The sequence below is a fragment of the Snodgrassella alvi genome, assembly GCF_040741455.2.
Taxonomy (GTDB): Bacteria; Pseudomonadota; Gammaproteobacteria; order Burkholderiales; family Neisseriaceae; genus Snodgrassella; species Snodgrassella alvi_E.
Window position 1 is genome coordinate 2,235,328 of record NZ_CP160328.2, and the last position, 19,302, is coordinate 2,254,629.

General features: G+C 41.6%; 18 protein-coding genes. 2 read left to right on the forward strand and 16 right to left on the reverse strand.

Features of this window, described 5'->3' with window-relative positions:
• Positions 1-395: 395 nt before the first annotated feature.
• The 14 genes from ABU615_RS09960 to ABU615_RS10025 all read right to left on the reverse strand — a co-directional run bounded on the left by ABU615_RS09960 (position 396) and on the right by ABU615_RS10025 (position 15,677).
• On the reverse strand, positions 396-974 hold the full coding sequence (locus tag ABU615_RS09960; protein ID WP_267403705.1) for an RDD family protein: 579 nt from the start codon (positions 972-974) through the stop codon (positions 396-398).
• Positions 975-1,232: 258 nt separating this feature from the next.
• On the reverse strand, positions 1,233-1,883 hold the full coding sequence (locus ABU615_RS09965; protein WP_267403703.1) for an RDD family protein: 651 nt from the start codon (positions 1,881-1,883) through the stop codon (positions 1,233-1,235).
• A 154-nt stretch (positions 1,884-2,037) separates the two neighbouring features.
• Entirely contained in the window at positions 2,038-2,454 is a 417-nt protein-coding gene (gene nusB / locus ABU615_RS09970; RefSeq protein WP_100152718.1) for a transcription antitermination factor NusB, read from the reverse strand.
• 34 nt (positions 2,455-2,488) lie between these two features.
• Positions 2,489-2,941, reverse strand: coding sequence for a 6,7-dimethyl-8-ribityllumazine synthase (gene ribH / locus ABU615_RS09975; protein WP_100139918.1), 453 nt, complete (start codon positions 2,939-2,941; stop codon positions 2,489-2,491).
• 130 nt (positions 2,942-3,071) lie between these two features.
• Positions 3,072-3,968: a DMT family transporter gene (locus ABU615_RS09980; protein WP_267403701.1), complete on the reverse strand. Its 897-nt coding sequence runs from the start codon at positions 3,966-3,968 to the stop codon at positions 3,072-3,074.
• 150 nt (positions 3,969-4,118) lie between these two features.
• Positions 4,119-5,207, reverse strand: a complete 1,089-nt coding sequence (ribBA, locus tag ABU615_RS09985; RefSeq protein ID WP_370387912.1) for a bifunctional 3,4-dihydroxy-2-butanone-4-phosphate synthase/GTP cyclohydrolase II — start codon at positions 5,205-5,207, stop codon at positions 4,119-4,121.
• A 1,223-nt stretch (positions 5,208-6,430) separates the two neighbouring features.
• Positions 6,431-6,790: a DUF805 domain-containing protein gene (locus ABU615_RS09990; RefSeq protein ID WP_370388943.1), complete on the reverse strand. Its 360-nt coding sequence runs from the start codon at positions 6,788-6,790 to the stop codon at positions 6,431-6,433.
• A gap of 230 nt (positions 6,791-7,020) precedes the next feature.
• A complete protein-coding gene (locus ABU615_RS09995) occupies positions 7,021-7,629 on the reverse strand; it encodes a riboflavin synthase subunit alpha (protein ID WP_367488920.1) in 609 nt (202 codons plus the stop codon).
• Positions 7,630-7,651: 22 nt separating this feature from the next.
• Positions 7,652-8,149, reverse strand: coding sequence for an acyl-CoA thioesterase (locus tag ABU615_RS10000; protein WP_100139923.1), 498 nt, complete (start codon positions 8,147-8,149; stop codon positions 7,652-7,654).
• An 83-nt stretch (positions 8,150-8,232) separates the two neighbouring features.
• A complete protein-coding gene (corA, locus tag ABU615_RS10005; RefSeq protein WP_370388944.1) occupies positions 8,233-9,309 on the reverse strand; it encodes a magnesium/cobalt transporter CorA in 1,077 nt (358 codons plus the stop codon).
• 23 nt (positions 9,310-9,332) lie between these two features.
• Positions 9,333-10,832, reverse strand: a complete 1,500-nt coding sequence (gene ppx, locus ABU615_RS10010) for an exopolyphosphatase (RefSeq protein WP_370388945.1) — start codon at positions 10,830-10,832, stop codon at positions 9,333-9,335.
• A 351-nt stretch (positions 10,833-11,183) separates the two neighbouring features.
• Positions 11,184-12,602 (reverse strand): type I glutamate--ammonia ligase, encoded by a 1,419-nt coding sequence (gene glnA / locus ABU615_RS10015; RefSeq protein ID WP_100139927.1) that lies wholly within the window; start codon positions 12,600-12,602, stop codon positions 11,184-11,186.
• A gap of 404 nt (positions 12,603-13,006) precedes the next feature.
• Entirely contained in the window at positions 13,007-14,137 is a 1,131-nt protein-coding gene (locus tag ABU615_RS10020) for a P1 family peptidase (protein WP_100139928.1), read from the reverse strand.
• 67 nt (positions 14,138-14,204) lie between these two features.
• Positions 14,205-15,677 carry an MFS transporter gene (locus tag ABU615_RS10025; protein WP_370388946.1) on the reverse strand — a complete coding sequence of 491 codons (1,473 nt, stop codon included), beginning with the start codon at positions 15,675-15,677 and terminating at the stop codon, positions 14,205-14,207.
• Between the two features lie 478 nt (positions 15,678-16,155).
• On the opposite strand from ABU615_RS10025, the gene aroE reads away from it, so the two are divergent.
• Both aroE and mtgA read left to right on the forward strand, forming a co-directional pair.
• A complete protein-coding gene (aroE, locus tag ABU615_RS10030; protein WP_370388947.1) occupies positions 16,156-16,959 on the forward strand; it encodes a shikimate dehydrogenase in 804 nt (267 codons plus the stop codon).
• The gene (gene mtgA / locus ABU615_RS10035) at positions 16,956-17,651 is read left to right on the forward strand and encodes a monofunctional biosynthetic peptidoglycan transglycosylase (protein ID WP_100156830.1); all 696 of its coding nucleotides are present in this window, start codon (positions 16,956-16,958) and stop codon (positions 17,649-17,651) included. Before aroE ends, mtgA begins: the two co-directional genes overlap by 4 nt.
• Positions 17,652-17,683: 32 nt before the next feature.
• Here the strand turns inward: mtgA and ABU615_RS10040 are convergent, their stop codons facing one another.
• Positions 17,684-17,950: a chaperone modulator CbpM gene (locus tag ABU615_RS10040; protein ID WP_100139932.1), complete on the reverse strand. Its 267-nt coding sequence runs from the start codon at positions 17,948-17,950 to the stop codon at positions 17,684-17,686.
• A 15-nt stretch (positions 17,951-17,965) separates the two neighbouring features.
• The gene (locus tag ABU615_RS10045) at positions 17,966-18,934 is read right to left on the reverse strand and encodes a DnaJ C-terminal domain-containing protein (protein ID WP_370388948.1); all 969 of its coding nucleotides are present in this window, start codon (positions 18,932-18,934) and stop codon (positions 17,966-17,968) included.
• Positions 18,935-19,302: the final 368 nt, after the last annotated feature.

Genomic DNA, 19,302 nt, shown 5'->3' on the forward strand with positions numbered 1-19,302 from the left:
AGTTCCAAATGACGCTGAACTTAGTATCTTATTATTTTATGGTAATATATTATTAACTGATATTAATGAGCGCATATTGCAAAATATTTAGAAAAATTTTTTTTAAACTAATTTTCTTGATTTGCATAAATGTATTTGGTAATTTTTGTATTAAAAACATAATTTGATTAATTATTTAAATTTATATAATAAGGTGAGTGAAAGCAAAGCATGATATGAATAAAGTTGTTTTCTATATTGATTATCTGTGAGTTGATAGAGCAGCTTATATCACTGCTCTATCTGATTTGGTTAACTGACTCACTAATGCTTGTCATCATAGTTTAAAACAGTCTATGTTGTTTTAAAAATAAATTTATACATAAAAATATTTAGTTAATTAACACATACTATGTTTAGTTATTAACTTTGATTACTATTGTGCGGGCTAAATAATCCTGAAGTGTACGATGGAGGGTTTTTTTTCTAAAAAGCATTACTAGCAGAATAAATGGTATTAGATATTCAAAAAAATTACTGGTTAATGTGTCAGGAAAATTTAAGAGACCCACAAAAACAAACGTTAATATTAACGAAACAATAGTGGCAATCATATTAAAAACCATTTCACGGAGTAAAACTGTACCGATAAATCCAGGATTTCGTCCATCCATGCCAATAACTTTGATATTCATCATCCGCTTGCCTAACGATTGACCTTTTTTACTCATTAATATAATTTGCCAGATTCCATAAATGGTTAGCGGTATCATTATCCATAATACAGGACCTATCAGATTATAACCTATAGATTTTGATCGAATCATTTCTATGATAAGGATGATTATTCCTGGTGTTACAACTATCGATGTCAACAGAGTATTGATGATGTAGGCGGCAATTCTGTTCCACGGACTAGCCAGTTCAACTTCTGTTTCTTTTTCAGACTGAGCATCCACGAGATTAGAATAAAAATTTTCGAGGTTATTAGGCATAATAATTGTCTATCGGTTATTGTAAAGGATGGGTTAAGTTTATAATTCAATGCTATTATTTAAGCATTTAAAATCAAATATTCTAAAGATTGCTATTTGTTTTTTCAACGTTTTGAAAATTAATATTCAAAATAGTTGCTGAATTTCTATGTATTTTTTCTTAAGTTTTTAGATGTAAGTGGTATGTCAATATAAGAAATAGTTGTAGCGTAATTTTTACTTAATCGACATTAATTATACAATCACAAATACAGTTGCTCATTTAGGGAGTGTAATTCTGATTCTTTCATCTTTAACGGTATTTTTAGTAGAAACAACAATGGTACCAGCCATAAAATCCTGAAATGTACGTCGGTTCCATTTTTTAATAAATACCATAGCAGGAACTAACATAAATACAAAATATCCGATACCGAGTGTGATTAAACTAAAAACAATTACCAGAATTTGATAAATTAATTCACGCAAAATTACATTACGGGCAAAGCCTGGATTTTCTCCATTTGTTCGGATGACCCAGATTTTAAGTATGCGTTTACCTATAGATTGTCCGTATTTGCTCATCCAGTAAACCTGCCATAAAGTATAAACAATCAGTACAATAAAGGTTAAACCAATAATAAATTTTGTGGCAGGCTGGCTTATCCAGCTTACAAAATCTAGATTTTGATACTGATGTAGATCAGTTGCATTATCTGTATCGTAATCGGCATTATCTGGGATCGATAAACACATTTGAATATATAAAGGTATAAAAATCAAAGAAGTTAATACCTGATTGATCATTACGGCACTCATACGATGGGCGGGGGAGGCCAGCTCCAGTCCATCTTTTGGCAGAGCAGGACAGGATTGCTGGTGTATGCCTAGATTTGAAACTGAAACTTTTATATTAGATTTATTTTGCATAAAATTATCATGGAAATTATATACACTATTGTAAATATAGGATGAATTTTAAGCAATATATGTTAAATATTATGAATTATGATCAGTACTTATTTTGTAAAAAAAGCAGACTGTTTGTCAGTCTGCTTGTCATTCTGCAAAAATAAAACTTGTTTTAAGATGTAGTTCTCAGTTCGGCAGAAAGTTTATCCAGAATCCCATTGATGAATTTGTAGCCATCAGTTCCGCCAAAGGTTTTGGTAATTTCTATAGCTTCATTAATAATGACGGGATGGGGTGTTTCTGGCATAGCGGAAAGTTCATGACAAGCCATTAACAATACAGCACGCTCCACTGGACTCAGCTCGTCTTCATGTCGGTCCAGTAGCGGACGGATTCGTTTCATATAATCGCGCTGATTGTTATAGGCACCGAAAAAAATCTGTGTAAATAATTCGCCGTCGGCTTTGGCAAAATACTCATTGTCACGAATATTCTGGGCAATAATGGCGGCAGATTCTTCTTTGTTTAGCTGAGCTTGATACAGAGCCTGTACTGCAAACTGACGGGCACGCCGGCGTGGAGTGATCATTGACATGTATAAGGTGTCCTTGTTCGGAAAATAATTAATATTTGGTTTTAAGCAAATTGGCCATTTCAATGGCCACCACCGCAGCTTCACTGCCTTTGTTATACATGCGTGCCAGTGCCTGTGCATCATTTTCGGTGGTAAGAATGGCATTGGCAATCGGAATTTGGTGTTCTAGACTGATTCGGGATACGCCTGCGGCAGCTTCATTGGATACCAGTTCGAAATGGTAGGTTTCACCACGAATCACTACGCCAATAGCCACTAAAGCGTCAAATTTTCCGCTGCGAGCCATGCTTTGTAATACCAGAGGTACTTCCAATGCACCGGGAACTGTGGCCAGTGTGATATCGTTATCGTTTACCCCTAGTTTAACCAGACGATCGGTGCAGGCTTTAACCAGTTCTACGCCAATCGGGTTGGTAAAACGTGCCTGTACAATGCCGATATGCAGACCGGTACCATTATGTTCTGGGGTAATGATATTCATTTGATTTCCTTTTGTCAGTTTAGCCAGAAGCGTAAAGTGTAAGAACAGACAAATATGTTCACGCTCTTACAACGCTAATGCTGGTATTTATCGGACTGATTTTACCGAATTTGCTGATGGGGTGGAATGCCTATGCGGTTTTTTTCGGATTGTGTCTGGGTTTGAGTGAACCCAGATAGATGGCTAGAAGAGTTAAAGCTGTTCCTGTCCATTGGAGTGCGTTTATGGGTTTATTCAGGATAAAAAAGTCTATTAGTATGGCAGCCACTGGTTCGCTCAGTAATAAAAGTCCGGTTAAGGTTAATGATAGGAGGGGTACGGCATAGGCAATCAATCCCCATGCAAAACATTGCATGACTACGCCATAAATCATTATCAGCAGCACATCTTTCATGCTTGATGGCCAAAAACGATGAGTGTCTATCAGAATGCTGGGTACAATTAATGCAGCTACTGCCCCTACGCTTACCAGCAGCATGAGTGGAAATAATGAAACTGGTTCTGCCTGATGTGCCTGCCGGATACAGGCCATAGAGGCAGCCATGGCACCTCCTGAAATCAGGCCGATAAATATGCCGTATCCGCCATGGCTGTTGTGATGCAATTCAGGATGGGCAATGAGTATAATGCCGATGACAGACAACAGCATGCTGAATAATTGTAGTTTACTCTGTCGTTCACCGAAGAAAAACCATGCGATGGCAGCTAGAAAAAAAATCTGCATGCTGTTGAGCAAAGTAGAAATCCCAGGCCCAACAGCGTGAATACTTTCATGCCAGAAAGCCAGATCGAAACCTAAAAATACGCCGGACAGAATACAAAACCGTTTAGCCGTACCGCTGGTTGGTAATTTTTGTCCAAAATGTCGGCTGAGCAGCAAAAAAACGATGCCACCTATGAATACGCGCCACAGGGCTACGGCATAGGAACCAATTGAAACAAATTTGACAATCAGACTGCCGAGCCCGAAAACCACGCAGCCAACAGTTAAACCGGAAGCAGCCCATTTTTGTGGGGTGAGTTGCATGAAATTCTATCCTTGAAAGCCACATTACAATAGGCTGTCCGAATTATCTGATGGCAGCAGATGATGACATCAGATAATTCGGACAGCCTGAGGGTGCGTATTGTATTTCAAATAGGCTACTAAAATATATACTTGTTTCGTAAAGAAATATTATTTAGTTGGTTCTTCGAATCCGGATACTTCAAGACCAAAACCATTCAAACCGGTAAAGGCTGATGGCTTACCCATTACTCGCATACGTTTTACTTTAAGTCCGGCCAGTATTTGTGCGCCTATGCCATAAGTTTTGCTGTCCCATTGTCTGGCCTGATGAGTGCCTTTTGGTAAAGTACGGTCGAGCAGGGTAGCACCGGTTTCGGTTCGATGCATAAGAATAATTACGCCGGCATCTGCTTGCTGAATGCGAGCCATGGCTTCCGGTAGGGGCCATGTGTGTAGCTGATTTGGTTGTAAAAAATCCATGGCGCTGAATGGTTCGTGTACCCGAACCAATACTTCATCTGCTGTTTCTGGATTGCCTTTTACTAATGCTAGATGAGTTTCTCCTGATAGCTGATCTACATACACATGCTGAGTGAAATCACCCCATGTGGTATGAATGGTGTTGACACCCAATTCTTCTATCAAACTTTCATGGCGGCTGCGGTACTCTATCAGATCAGCGATCGTCCCGATTTTAATGTTGTGTTTTTCGGCAAAAATCTTTAGTTCTGGCATTCTTGCCATGGTGCCGTCATCATTGATGATTTCACAGATAACGGCTGCTGGAATCAGACCAGCCAGTTTGGCTAGATCAACGCTGGCTTCAGTATGGCCGGTACGTACCAACACACCACCTTTTTGTGCACGCAGTGGGAAAATATGGCCTGGTTGTACAATATCTTCTGCCTTTGCGGCTGGTGAAACAGCTGCCTGTACAGTATGTGCCCGGTCTGCGGCAGAAATACCGGTAGTGATACCATGAGCTGCTTCAATGGAAACGGTGAAATTGGTGCCATACTGGGCACCATTGTTCTGAGTCATCAGGGGCAGGCGTAGACGGTCTACAATTTCTTCTTCTAAAGGTAGGCATACGAGTCCGCGGGCGTACTTAATCATAAAATTGATGGCTTCCGGCGTAACAAATTGTGCCGCCATAATTAAATCGCCTTCGTTTTCACGGTCTTCTGCATCAGTAAGAATAACCATTTTGCCTGCTTTAATGTCGGCAATAATTTCTGGAATGGTGGCAATGCTCATGATGTTTTCAACGCTCCCTTGGCAAAATAATGAGTATTTTACTCCTGATTGAGTGATACCGGATGCTTTAATCTGCACTACTTGCGATGACTTGTATAGATAGGTTGCAATAAGCTCTTGCCGCTTCGTTGTTTGTTGGAATATGCAGACTATTGAAATATCAGTTAATACAAAAAATACAAAATTTTGTTTCTTCTTTGGTTTACGATATTTTATCGCAGTGTTTATAAATATTTTATTGTTAGGTCGTTCTTCAGGTTTTTATTCAGGAATGTTTGGGATGTTTGGTCTATTGGATGATCTGTATCCCCTTTGAAATACCATCAGGTTAGATAGACCGCCAAACAAGCTGCGGGCAAAATTTGAAAACCACTACCAATAAAATAATATTCAAAGATAATAGAATGTTGGGTATACCGCAAATACAACCGATTACAATTATTACTTTATAGAGATTATTGGATTTTATTTCAAAAATCCAGACGGTTATTATGTGTATTAGTATTGATACGGCACAAAAATTGATAATGCTGATATATTATTCATGTAATTTGGTTTGGGGATGGTAAGTATTTCTATCATCAATATAACAATTATCATGCAATTGTTATTTTTGTCTCGCTTTTTAGCATTTAATTTAATTCCGATAAAGCATTATGTTGAATGAAGTTTTCTCGCAAGCAGTTTATCTTGTACTGTGTTATTATATTTAAATAATGCCATACAAATATAATTTAAATTAATTTATATGATTTGTTATTCAAGCTTAAATTTGGTTTGATTGGTTAGACAATTCATCTATTTCTCTAATGCTTAATTTTTAAAAAGAAAAATTAAATATATTTGAAATTTGATTGATATTATATTTTGACTAAGAATAAATTTTGATTTTAGAAATTTCTTGTATTAAGTTTTTAATCATGCATTGGTGTAACTAACATTGATTTGTTTAAAACATTAATATATACACTGTATCAAATAGGAAAGATATGATAAATCATCATAAATTTATAACTATTCTTCGCGCATATTTTTTTCACTGAATGCTTACGCTCTCATAAAACTATATCTGATAAAGCGATTAAACTGAAAACTAAGTTAAGATTATCTTTATTTTAATTCACTAGAATAGTTATAAAATATATTAGCTTGGATATTAATAAAATTCTTATAAAGTATTTTTAACCACCTCATGAACATTATTGCTGAGGTGGTTGAGTGTATTAATATTTAGGATTTGGACCGTATTCATTATCACCCGGTGTGGAGTCCAATAGGTTGAAGATAAATATTACTAGTGGGCCGATTATAGGAATTAAGTTTAATAAAATCCACCAGCCAGAACGACTGATATCGTGTAATCGACGCACTTGTACCCCTAAGGCTGGCATAAATAATGCTAAACCCCAAATTAATTGAATCATTTTAATGGTTGATTCTTCTAATCCGAGAACAGATGCGATTATGCCTATTAAAACGCCAATCAAGAATATTATTAAGGTAAAAAACCAGTATTCTTTACGACGGGCTCGACCTTGGAAATTAAAATAATTTGTGGTCATACAGCTGATAAACCATTCCATAACAATAAGTATCCTAGTGTAAAATAATTAAAAATTGCAATAGCTTTATTATTTTAAATATACTTAATAATATATAGTAATTATTTACATATATTATCATTTAACGGTTTGGATTGTTGTTCTTTTCTAATGTTCAGGTTTTCCGTCTGCCTTTTTTATTAAATAGTAATGGCTGATAAGAATGCTTTAAAACAGGGTTTAAAAATTTGGTGTAGCAATGAATTTTTTGTTTATGCATGCAATTGCATATATTTTTGCACTGTATCTACAATTGCCTGTGTCTGAGCATCTATCTCTAGATTGATGCAATCGTTTACCTGACATCTTCCAAAAAGTGTCCTGTTCATGGTTTCAGGTATCAGGTGGACATTGAATTCTTCTGTGGTTACCTCACCGATTGTGAGGCTGCATCCATTTAAACCAATAAAGCCTTTGGTGAGAATATAGGGAGCGGCCTTAGCTGGTAGTTTGAACCAGACAGTCCGATTTGGCGGGGTATCGTCAATGCGGGTTATGCTTGTAGTAGTAAAAATATGTCCGCTCATGATATGGCCACCAATTTCATCACCATAACGGGCGGCGCGTTCAATGTTTACGGCATCACCGATATTTAGTTGGCCGAGATTGGTTCTGGCCAAGCTTTCTGCCATTATATCGAAAGAGACTTCATCACCTTTAATAGCCGTGATGGTGAGGCAGCAGCCATTGTTGGCTACGGAGGCACCGATAGAGAGGCTGTCGCTGGCGCCTTGTGGCAGGCGTACTTGTATAGTGCGCAATTGCTGCTTTTCGCTGATGGCGGTGACGATACCTAATCCTTGTACGATGCCTGTAAACATTGATGCTAACTTTCTAAGATATTTAAACGGTTGGTTTGTGTTTGGCTTTAGCTGCTTTTAAGCGTGCTTCCTTACGGATGGCACCTTCCTGAAAACGGCGCGCCTGTTCTTCAGTGCCGATACATAATGGTGGTACTTTAGTAGGTTTACCGTTTTTATCGACGGCTACCATGCTGAAATAACAGCTATTAGTATGGCGGGCACTACGGTGTTGGATATCCTGTGCTTCTACCCGTATGCCTACTTCCATCGAAGTACGGCCTACATGATTGACGGAAGCATAAAAGGTCACCAACTCACCTACATGGATGGGCTCTTTAAAAATTACCTGATCCACGGACAGGGTCACGACGTATTCGCCAGAATAGCGGCTGGCACAGGCATAGGCTACCTGATCTAGCAATTTGAGTAAATCACCGCCATGAACGTTACCATGAAAATTTGCCAATGCTGGTGTCATAAGTACGGACATAGATAGCTGATGCTGTGCACCTTGCGGTGGTAAGGGTGTAGGAACCATGGTTTTACCTTTGATATGTGTGTTTATATGTGAATAATTGTCTTTCTTTGAAGACTGTGTGTAATTATAAAAGCTGGTAAAGGTTATAACCAGTGGCGCCGGTAAAAATAAATTAACAGGCTAACGATGATGGTTGCCATCAGGCCAAGGACGATATAGTACCCATAGTGCCAGTGCAGCTCGGGGATGTTATCAAAATTCATCCCATATATGCCGGTGAGGACATTCAGAGGCATGACAATGATGGTGATTACAGTGAGCATGCGCATTTGTTCGTTGAGGTGGTTGGACTGATAGGATAGGTGTACATCCATCATGCCTGTTACAGTGTCGCGTGCGCTGTCGAGTGTTTCCATCAGTTGCTGCGTATGGTCGTAGACGTCAAGTAAATAGACGTGTATATCTTGGCTGAATAAAGAAAATTCATTATGTACAATGCGGCCGATGATATCGCGTATGGGTGAGAGGGTACGGCGTAGGCTGATGGCATCGCGTTTGAGCTGATGGATGGACATTAATAGGTTTTTGTTGCTGTTGCTAAATAGGCGTTTGTCTAGTCCTTCTACGCGGTTATCAAATTCATCTACAGTTACAAAATAATCGTCTACTATACGGTCCAGTAATGAATAAGCCAGAAAATCAATGCCTTTGCTGTAAATGCTACTGTAATTATGCTGGATGTACTTGCGAATGATGTGTAGTAACCCTAATGGTTCGAACTGAAAGGTGATGATGTAGTTTTGGCCAATGATGAGATAAATTTGGTTGTACTGAAGTTTCTGCTTTTTATAGACAAAAATACGTGCAGCAACGAATAGATAGTGACCGTAGTCTTCAATTTTTGGGCGTTGTTTACGGCTGAGTATATCTTCCATCGCCAGTTCGTGGATGTTGAAAGGCTGTAATAACTCATGTAATTGGTCGTTATCTGTTATACCGACAAGATGAATCCAGGTCAGGCTGTCTTTGCTGAGAGTCGGTATGTTTTCTGTGCGGATATCAGCTTCGGTGTAGGTGTGGTTGAGAAACTGGCTGGCATTAATCTGAATGATGGTCATGGATTGTGCCGGCATGTTGCTCACGTTGCTACGGTGAACCAGACTGGGTAGGTTGTGGGTCTGAACCAGTTTATTACTGGAAACATGTTGCGGTGTACTCATGGGACAACCTCACTGAACAGGTTTCAGATAGCCTTGATTTCAAGCTGCAGGCCTATTTTCTGCCATAGAACAGATTCCTGCAATAAGGCACTGGCGGTCAGCGGATTATGTTGTAACCATTCTTTGTCAAGACTGATGAGTAGCTGATGGCTGTTTTTGTGATAGTGGATGTCACAGTGATTTACAGGTATCTGTATATCCTGTCTTGCACGGCAAAATAGTACCGCTAGCCTCAGTGACAAGATACCAAGCCACAGCATTTCCTGCTGGCTAAACTCGGCTATTTTACGCAAATCGCCACGTTGTCCTAATACGAGCGTGGCCAATATGTGTTGTTCTTTGCGCGAAAAGCCGGGCATATCTGCCTGATCCAGTATGTAGGCAGCGTGCTTATGAAAGCCTGTGTGTGAAATATCCAGTCCGATTTCATGAAGTAATGCTGCCCAACGTACGTACTGCTGCCATTGCTCTGGATGATCTGAGCTGATGGAGGCGGTGAGGTGGCTAAATATCATTTGCGCCAAAGTGGCAACTCTCTGTGCCTGAACAGTATCTACATGGTAACGTTTCTGGAAGTCAGCAATGGTTTGGTTGCGCATATCATCGCCCAGCTGGCGACCAATCATGTCGTAGAATACGCCATCGCGTAGAGCTGCATCAGTAATGGTCATTTCGCGGATGTTGAGCTCGGCAAAAGCTGCTGTCATTACGGCCAACCCGCCGGCAAAAACTTCCAGGCGATCAGGTTTTAATCCTTCTAGTCTGGCTTTTTTGGTACTGCCGGCTGCGATGATACGGCTGGCAATTTTCTGCATCTGCGCTGCAGTAATGGCATCAATAGATTCATCTCCAGCGGCGATAACATCGCGGATGGAACGGGCTGAACCCGATGTTCCAATAGCATAGCCCCAGCCAATATTTTTGAGTGCTACAGAGATGCGCTGTATTTCGGCACGTGCGCTATTGACGGCGGCCTGAAAATTTTTGTTATTTATTTTGCCACGTGGAAAAAAGCGCATACTGTAGGAAACACAGCCGAGGCTAAGGCTTTCGGTGATGGCAGGCTGTAATTCATGCCCGATGACAAATTCAGTTGAACCGCCACCAATATCGATAACCAGCATGTTTTCGCCTTTAGGTGGCAGGGTGTGAACCACACCAGTGTAAATCAGGCGTGCTTCCTCGCGTCCGGCAATGATGTCGATGGGAAAACCCAGTTTGGCTTCGGCAAGAGGCATAAACTGGCTGATGTTTTTGGCTACTCGGAAAGTATTGGTGGCCACAGCACGTACCTGATCGGGACTAAAACCCCGCAGCCGTTCACCGAATCTGGCCAGACAGTCTAGGGCGCGTTGTTGCGAAGACTGATCAAGATTTTTCTGTTCATCAAGACCTGCAGCTAGACGCACCATTTCCTTGATGGAATCGACTACCTGTAAATGGCCATTCTGGTTATGACAAATTTGCAGACGAAAGCTGTTTGAACCAAGGTCTACGGTGGCGAGCATATCTTGCGCGGTCATAATGAAGATGTTTTAACTTTAGACAGACGTAATGTTACCTTATCGTTGTGATAACTGCTATGAATGGCTGTGTGGTGATATGCTTATCGCAAAAAAAGATACACTTCTGATTTTTTGTTATGAAGATGTGTGATGAATGAGGATATTTGAAAAAAGTCCAGTGCTGCGAAATTGGCTGCAGACAATTTGCTTGGTTCTAAGCTGAATATGTTGGCTGGCTTTAAGCTGCTTTTGTTTATGCTAGATGCAGCTATATTGAAAATAAGACCGCCACACATTCAGGATAAATGTGCCGAGGGCAATATGATCCTGAGTGTGAACGGTCTGAGTGATTAGTTTAAAGCTGAGCTCTTATAGGCTGTAATACAGTTCGAATTCAAGTGGGTGAGGAGCCATACGGATACGTTTGACATCTTCGCTCTTGAAATCGATGTAGCTGTCAATCCAGTCCTGACTGAATACACCACCACGAGTGAGGAATTCGTGGTCTGCTTTTAATGCTTCCAATGCTTCCTCCAGAGAGGCGCAGACGGTTGGAACCAATGCATCTTCTTCTGGCGGCAGGTCGTACAGATTTTTATCAGACGGATCGCCCGGATGAATTTTGTTTTGAATACCGTCCAGACCTGCCATCAGCAAGGCGGTAAACGCCAAATACGGGTTGGCGGTAGGGTCTGGAAAGCGTGCTTCGATACGGCGCGCTTTGGCACTGGCTACATAAGGGATGCGGATAGAAGCTGAGCGGTTTTTGGCAGAGTAAGCCAGTTTGGTAGGTGCTTCGAAATGCGGAACCAACCGTTTGTAAGAGTTGGTGGACGGATTGGTAAGTGCGTTCAGTGCTTTGGCATGTTTGATGATGCCGCCGATGTAATACAGAGCCAGATCAGACAGACCGGCATAGCCGTCTCCGGAGAACAGATTCTGGCCGTCTTTCCAAATGGACTGATGTACGTGCATACCTGAACCATTATCACCCAGAATTGGTTTTGGCATAAAGGTGGCAGTTTTGCCAAAATTATGGGCTACGTTCTGAATCACGTATTTCATGTCCTGAGTCCAGTCTGCGCGACGAACCAGTGTGTTGAAACGAGTACCGATTTCCATCTGGCCAGCAGTAGCCACCTCGTGATGATGAACTTCAACCGGAATACCGATGGCTTCTAATGTCTGGGTGCAGGCTGAACGCAGATCCTGTCCTGAATCTACAGGTGCAACTGGAAAATAGCCGCCTTTTACACCCGGACGATGGCCGGTATTTTGTCCGTCGTAAGATTCGCCACTGGACCATGCAGCTTCTTCAGAATGAATTTTGTAACGGGTGCCGCTCATGTCGGTTTGCCATTCTACGCCGTCAAATACAAAAAATTCAGGTTCTGGTCCGAAGAAAGCGGTATCACCAATGCCTGTTGATTTCAGATAAGCTTCGGCACGTTTGGCAATGGAACGCGGGTCGCGATCGTAGCCCTGACCATTTGCTGGGTCGATAACGTCACAGGTTAAAACTACGGTTGTATCATCATAAAAAGGGTCGATGAATGCAGTGGAGGCATCCGGTTTCAGGGTCATGTCAGAAGCTTGAATACCTTTCCAACCGGCTATGGATGAACCATCAAAGGCCTGCCCGTTTTCAAACCATTCTTCTGGATCTTCCAGCACAATTCGGGCAGGGACAGATACATGCTGTTGTTTGCCTTTGGTATCGGTAAAGCGCAAATCGATAAATTTAGCATCGTTTGCTTCTATCAGGCTGACTACTTCTTTTATTGACATTTTAGGACTCCCATTAAGGTATGGAGAGTGGTGCACTCTCTTGTAAGTTATCTTGATTCTGCCACAATTGTTTTGTAAAAAAAATGCACTGATGTAAAAAAAGAAGACTTTACTGTGGTTGTTAAATTAATTTATTTAAAAACATGTTGTTATAAATATTTATTCTTCTTTATATCTGAAATACTGAACTATTAGTCTAAGGTGGTCTAGAAAGTAGGGTGATTGTCGCAAATTGCTTTGCTTTATTTAATATCTAATCTTGCTTAAGTAGAACAACTTTGAGTTTGAAGATGGTTGGCAAAACCCAATTCTAAGAGTCTAGTTTAGATAGATGAGAAAAAAATGCTAAATCAAAATAGCCCGCTAACTTTACTAGCGGGCTGTAGTGTAATACTAGCAGGTAATTATTTAATTTTACCGTATTTTTTTAATATGGCTACAAGTTGGTTTTGCGGAAGAGCCTGTACCAGATTATGGTCGCGCCCTTCCATAGTTTCTGCTGCACACAAGGCATTCAGCACCGCTTCTTGTACAGCTTCTACGGTAGCGACATACAACGGATCGATGATTTCATCACTCAGAAAATCAATTTTGCTAATCCCGATTCCATATGCATCTTCATTGGCTGTAGAAAACGCCAGAAAAATGTCACCAGAACCATTATCGCCATAGGCGCCAAGTAAGCCAATACCAATTGGTACACGCTTAGCCAGTTTACTTAACTGCCACGGTAGTAAGGGTGCATCGGTGGCGATAATAACAATAATTGAACCAGTACCCGGTTTGGGGGCAAAGGTATTGATAATCGGCATCGTTTCCGGACCGAATTCATCTTTGAGAGGAATTCCGCATATTTGAAAAGTGTCTCGCATGCCATGGTTGGCCTGTACCAGTACCCCCAGCGTGAAATTCCCTGCTTCAGTGCTGACCAGTCGTGATGCAGTACCGGTGCCACCTTTGAAATCATGACAAATCATACCAGTTCCGCCGCCAACATTACCTTCGGCAATCGCCCCTGGATGGGCATTATGCAAGGCTTCTAAAGCGTGTTTCGGTTTGATATGAAATCCGTTGATATCGTTGAGCAATCCATCCCAAGTTTCTCCCACTACCGGATAAAAATAACCAACTCCGTCTACCGGCTGTCCATTGTTAACATAGGGATAGTAAAAATGGTTGTCAATCATCCATTTGCTGGTGGTGTCGCGCACAATACCCACGCTGTTGGTATTGGTGATCAGTACCGGACCGTGTAGCAGGCCGGAATCGTCCACCCAGTGTGTACCGGTTAGTTCTCCGTTACCATTTAAATCATGCCGACCAGCAAAAACGGCACTTCGCTGGCGACCTCTGGGCAAAATGGCGGTAACGCCGGTCCGGGCAAAAGGTGAACCGGGTCCGGTGTAATCATCTGGTGTACCGTATACGACGGTACTGTAGCCGACTTCTACACCTGTAACATCGGTAATAGCATTGTATTTACCAGTGATACCTGTTAATGGAATACCTAATTCTCGGGCACGTTTTTTAGACATATTTCATCTCCTTGTAGTTTCATTTTTTGTTATAGGAAAGAAAAGGATACACTTTTTTAAAAAAAATTTAAAGTAATTGTTTGAAATCGCTGGAATTATGGGGCTTGCACGCTTTTTTTGCATTTAGTGCACTGAGTAATGCCTGATAGCGGCTGCGGGTGAGAGGATAGCCTATGGCGAAAAACGCAGCCAGTATACCGGCGAGTGCATGAATCCATGTGTTTAGTTCTAGAATTGCGTACTGTGCTTGAGGTGGTTGAATAATTTGTTGTTGCCCGCTGGACGAAATGTAGCCGTGCTGAGCAAGATACAATCCGATAAACCAGATGGCTAGTGCACTACCAAATTTTTGTAAAAATGACATCAGGGAAGTAATTGCGCCTTCCCGTCGTTTGCTGTTGATAAAATCATCCAGCTCACAGATGTCGTACATCATGGCGTAGTAAATAGTCCAAAAATAACTGTTTCCAAGCTGAAGCAGAATTAAATATAGCAGTAGCATGCTAGGGCTGGGAAAACCACTAAAGAAAAAAATTCCAGTACCGATAGAACTGATCAGCATGGATAGATAATAGACATTTTTCTTGTCAAATTTCTGTGCGGTGTAATTCACCACCGGCAGCCATGCCAGAGCGAGCAGGCTGAATATTAGGAAAGCAATGGCAGCATCCTTTTCGCTGTACGCCAGATTATTTAGAAACAGATAATAAAGTGCGCCGGTACTGAGGGCATAGGCTGCCGACCAGAAAAACACCGAAGCACCAAGAAATTTACTTGATGACAGCCGTCCTATTTCTTTCATGTTGCAAATAACTGCTTTGAAAAAAGCCAGTAAATGAATTGGATTGAGTGCTGAGGATGTTTTTTTCTGGGCTGGTAATTCGTAACCGCGGGTAAGATACCAGCACGTAAGGCCACTTCCTAGTGTAACAACAGCAAATATCAAGCTGACGCCATGCCAGCCACTGCTTACGCTGTAGCCAGCATCAACAATCCATTTAACGATTAAGGGCGGTGCTGAAGAAGAAATCAACACCGCTATATTCAGAGCATATCCTGCCCAGACACGTACCGACGTACGTTCATCAAAATCGTTAGTCATTTCTGCACCAAGTGTATAAAAGGGAATTACATAAATTTTGTAGGTAGACCAGAACAGAATGGCAATGATTGTGAAATATATCGTTTTCTGATTGATGCTAAGAGCTGGAATATCGGTATAGAGCAGCAACAGTAGCAGGCTGTAGGGAAGAATGGCCGCCAGCATTAGCGGCCGCCTTCTACCCCAGTGCAGGCTGATATTGTCGGAAAATTGCCCGACCAGTGGATCTGCCACTGCATCCCATACAACAGCGATTAGTACGATGGTTCCAGCCTGCGCAGGTGGGATGTTAGCCACGTTGGTAAGGAAAAACAGATAAAAAACATAAAAAAAATTGTAGGCAACTGAATCAGCCATTTGTCCAATAGCATAGCCTAGCTTAACGTGAAGGGGCAGTTTGTTTGTTAGGTGGGGTGTGAAAGTGTGATGTTTATGCATGAGTCATCCCGGATAATTACTGTATCAATGGCTTTGTACGTTTAGGTGCAGATATAAAAGGAATCTGAATGCCGGCTGTTTCATCAGTTTTAGACAAACTGAATGCTGGTTCAGAACATTGATAAGTAGTTATGTGTTTACCTGGATGTAATCAGGCTATATTTAGTATAGTTAGATAAAACGAATATAAAACGATTAAGTCTTAAGTAGATAATATAGTAAGTTTAGGTTAATTAAAAATAAATTTTTACGTATGTTGCTTAAATACAGGTCTGATTGTATGTTGGAAATCAGCTTATTTGCCCAAAAGCAAAAGTTGGCAGCTTTAAATCGAATGAGGCTGAATCAGAGTTATACCGTCATTAATTATTTAATTTTTTATTGTGCTCACACGTTTTTTCATGCATTTTTGCCATAGAGTGGTAGAGGCTGGATAATAGCAACAGCTAATTTTTTTTGCAGAGGGGAACGGAACACTATGTTTGCTGTGTTTGGAAATCCGATTGCGCATAGTCGCTCGCCACAGATTCATCAGGCTTTTGCTGCACAGGAAGGGCGGGAATTAATCTATGAACGTCGTTTGGCACCCATGAACGAATTTGCGGCTACTGCAAAGGCTTTTTTTGCAGCAGGCGGCATTGGTGCCAATGTTACGGTGCCGTTCAAGCATGAAGCTTTTACGCTTGCCGATAAGCTAACTTCCAGAGCGGAGGCAGCAAAAGCAGTCAATACACTGTTTTGGCATGATAATTGTTTGCTTGGCGACAACACAGATGGTATTGGACTAGTGCGAGCGATTGAAGAGTTGTTGTCGTTTTCACTCTTTAATCAGCACATATTGCTATTGGGTGCCGGTGGTGCGGCACGTGGAGTGATTCAACCACTTTTGCAGCAACATCCGGCTTCATTAACCATTGCTAACCGTACAGTGCACAAAGTACAGTCGTTGGCACAGGAACATGAAGTAAGTTGGTGTGAATATAATCAGATTCAACCTAAATATGATATTGTCATCAATGCAACTTCTGGGAGTTTATACGGGCAGACCTTGCCCATACCATCTGCTGTGCTGGCAAAGGCCAAACTAGCCTACGATATGATGTATGCGGCGGAACTAACGCCGTATCTACTACAGGCAAAGACTGCAGGATGTCCGCTGCTGGCAGATGGTCTTGGAATGCTGGTTGCACAGGCAGCTGCTTCTTACGAATTATGGCATGGATTTAGACCGGATATCCGGCCGGTAACAGAGCAGATGCGCGCGGAAATGGAAAAAAGATGAAAATTGTGCGCAGTTTATTGATTATGCTGGTGACGTTGTTTTTGCTGTTTAATGCATACGTTTATGGCAGCCTTTTAACTTACCGTGCTGTAGCACCTCACCGTACGGTATTTATGTTGCTGCGTATGCATGAACTAGCTGCTTCCCGTCCTGATACGGAACTAAATTACCAATGGGTAGCATATAACCGCATTTCGCCAAATCTGAAAAAAGCGCTAATTGCATCTGAGGATGCACGCTTTGCCGAACATGATGGTTTCGACTGGAACGGCATTCGTACGGCAATTAAAAAAAATGAACATCAGGGCAAGATTCGGGCAGGCGGTTCTACCATCAGCCAACAATTGGCCAAAAATCTGTTTTTATCTGAAAGCCGCCATTACTGGCGCAAGGCAGAAGAGGCAGTAATCACTTCCTTACTGGAAGCCACAACGAATAAAGACAGGATTTTCGCTTTGTACTTGAATGTTATTGAATGGGGCTATGGCGTATATGGTGCAGAAGCGGCAAGTGAGACAATTTACGGACGTACAGCTATGCAATTATCGGCACAACAGGCAGCCAAGCTGGCCGCTCGAGTTCCTCGACCTTTATACTACGCTGACCACCCGCACGATAAGGAAATCCGCCGCAAAGCCAATGTAATTTTACGGCGGATGGGGTCAGCACAATTACCAGACAACGACCAGTAAGCTTGCTTTCACTGAATCAAAACCATACCGAACTAACCGCGACGGCGCAAATCTTCCACTTCATCTAATAATTGCAAGATCAGGGCGGTGGCACTGGCACTGGCATCGAAATCACGGTGAATGCGCCATGCACGCCGTGCAATTGCCATGTGATAGCCAGTGTAGCGTGCTAGTTCTGGTTTCTGAGTTGCAGGAATGACACTTTCAGCAATCAGACTCAGTACCCAACTGCTTTGATTGTCGCAGGCGCGAACCAAATCGTCAAAGCTTAACTCTATATCTTGTTGAATATTATTCATGTTACGCTCCTGCTATCAAACGTGGTTCTCAGGCTGAAAACCTGCATAGTGCTGAGCCAATGCCTGCCACGCGGCGCGGTCAGCTTCGGTGTCGCTCTTGGGTAGAACGATATTAATCAGCAGATACAAATCGCCAGCCTCTTTGGCTGGTATGCCTTTGCCTTTCAGGCGCATTTTCTGACCATTGTGACTGTTGGCCGGAAGATTCATACTTAACTTGCCAGCAGGTGTGCTGACGTCAATTTTACCGCCCAATGCTGCTGTCCATGGTGCCACACTGATGCGCTGGTATACATCCTTTCGATTCTGTACATACAGGTTGTCCTGATTGCGGAAACTGATTTTTAAGTATAAATCTCCAGCTGCTCCACCATTAAAACCCGGCAAGCCTTGTCCGCTAAGACGAATTTGTTGTCCTTCTGTTATACCAGCCGGAATTTTAACATTCAGGGTTTTACGCTCGTAGCTCATCTGACCCTGAGCATTGAGCGTAGGCATTTCCAGTGACATGCTGCGCTGAGCACCGTGGTAGGCTTCGTCGATGTCAATTACCAACTCTGCATGCTGATCTTCCCCTTTGATCGGACCAGTACGGTTTTGCTGAAAACCATGTCCCCCACGGCTGCCAAATGCTGAAAATAAATCGTCGAAATGAAAATCACCATTACCGAAAGCACCGTTCTGACCAAAATGGCTGGGGTCAAAATCGTATTGCTGATAATTAAATCCGCTACGACCACCGGCCTGTTGCTGGGCGCCATGGCCAAACGGATTGTCCAGCATAGCGTCGTATTCGGCTCGTTTTTCCTTGTCATGCAAAGTTTCGTAGGCAATATTAATTTCACTGGTTTTGGCTACAGCATCTGGATCTTTACTGACATCCGGATGATATTTTCGTACCAGCTTACGATAGGCTTTCTTAATATCATCGTCGCTGGCTTTGCGGTCTACACCCAGAATTTCATAATAATTGCGGTCTGCCATGTTCCGTCCTTTGTGCAGATTTTTTTAGATTTTCAAATTAGCATTGTATCCAAACTTGGGGACAAACGGTTAAAGTTTAAAGTACCTAACTATCATGGTTTTCGCAGTAGCTGAATAAACATGGTTTAGGAAATTTCAGATAACAAAATCAAACCTGCATACCTTCTTACAGATTTATGTAATCCGTATTTTATAGTTTCTCAATGTAGTATTGGGCTTACCGATGCTGACTAAAATCAGCCCCGTATCTTCAAATTAACAACTCGATGTGAATAAGGCGCCGACATAAAAATAAATTTAAATAGAAATAAGAAAAACAAAGATACAGAAAATTTTTTCAGTGGATCTGAAGGATTTATTCTGTAATC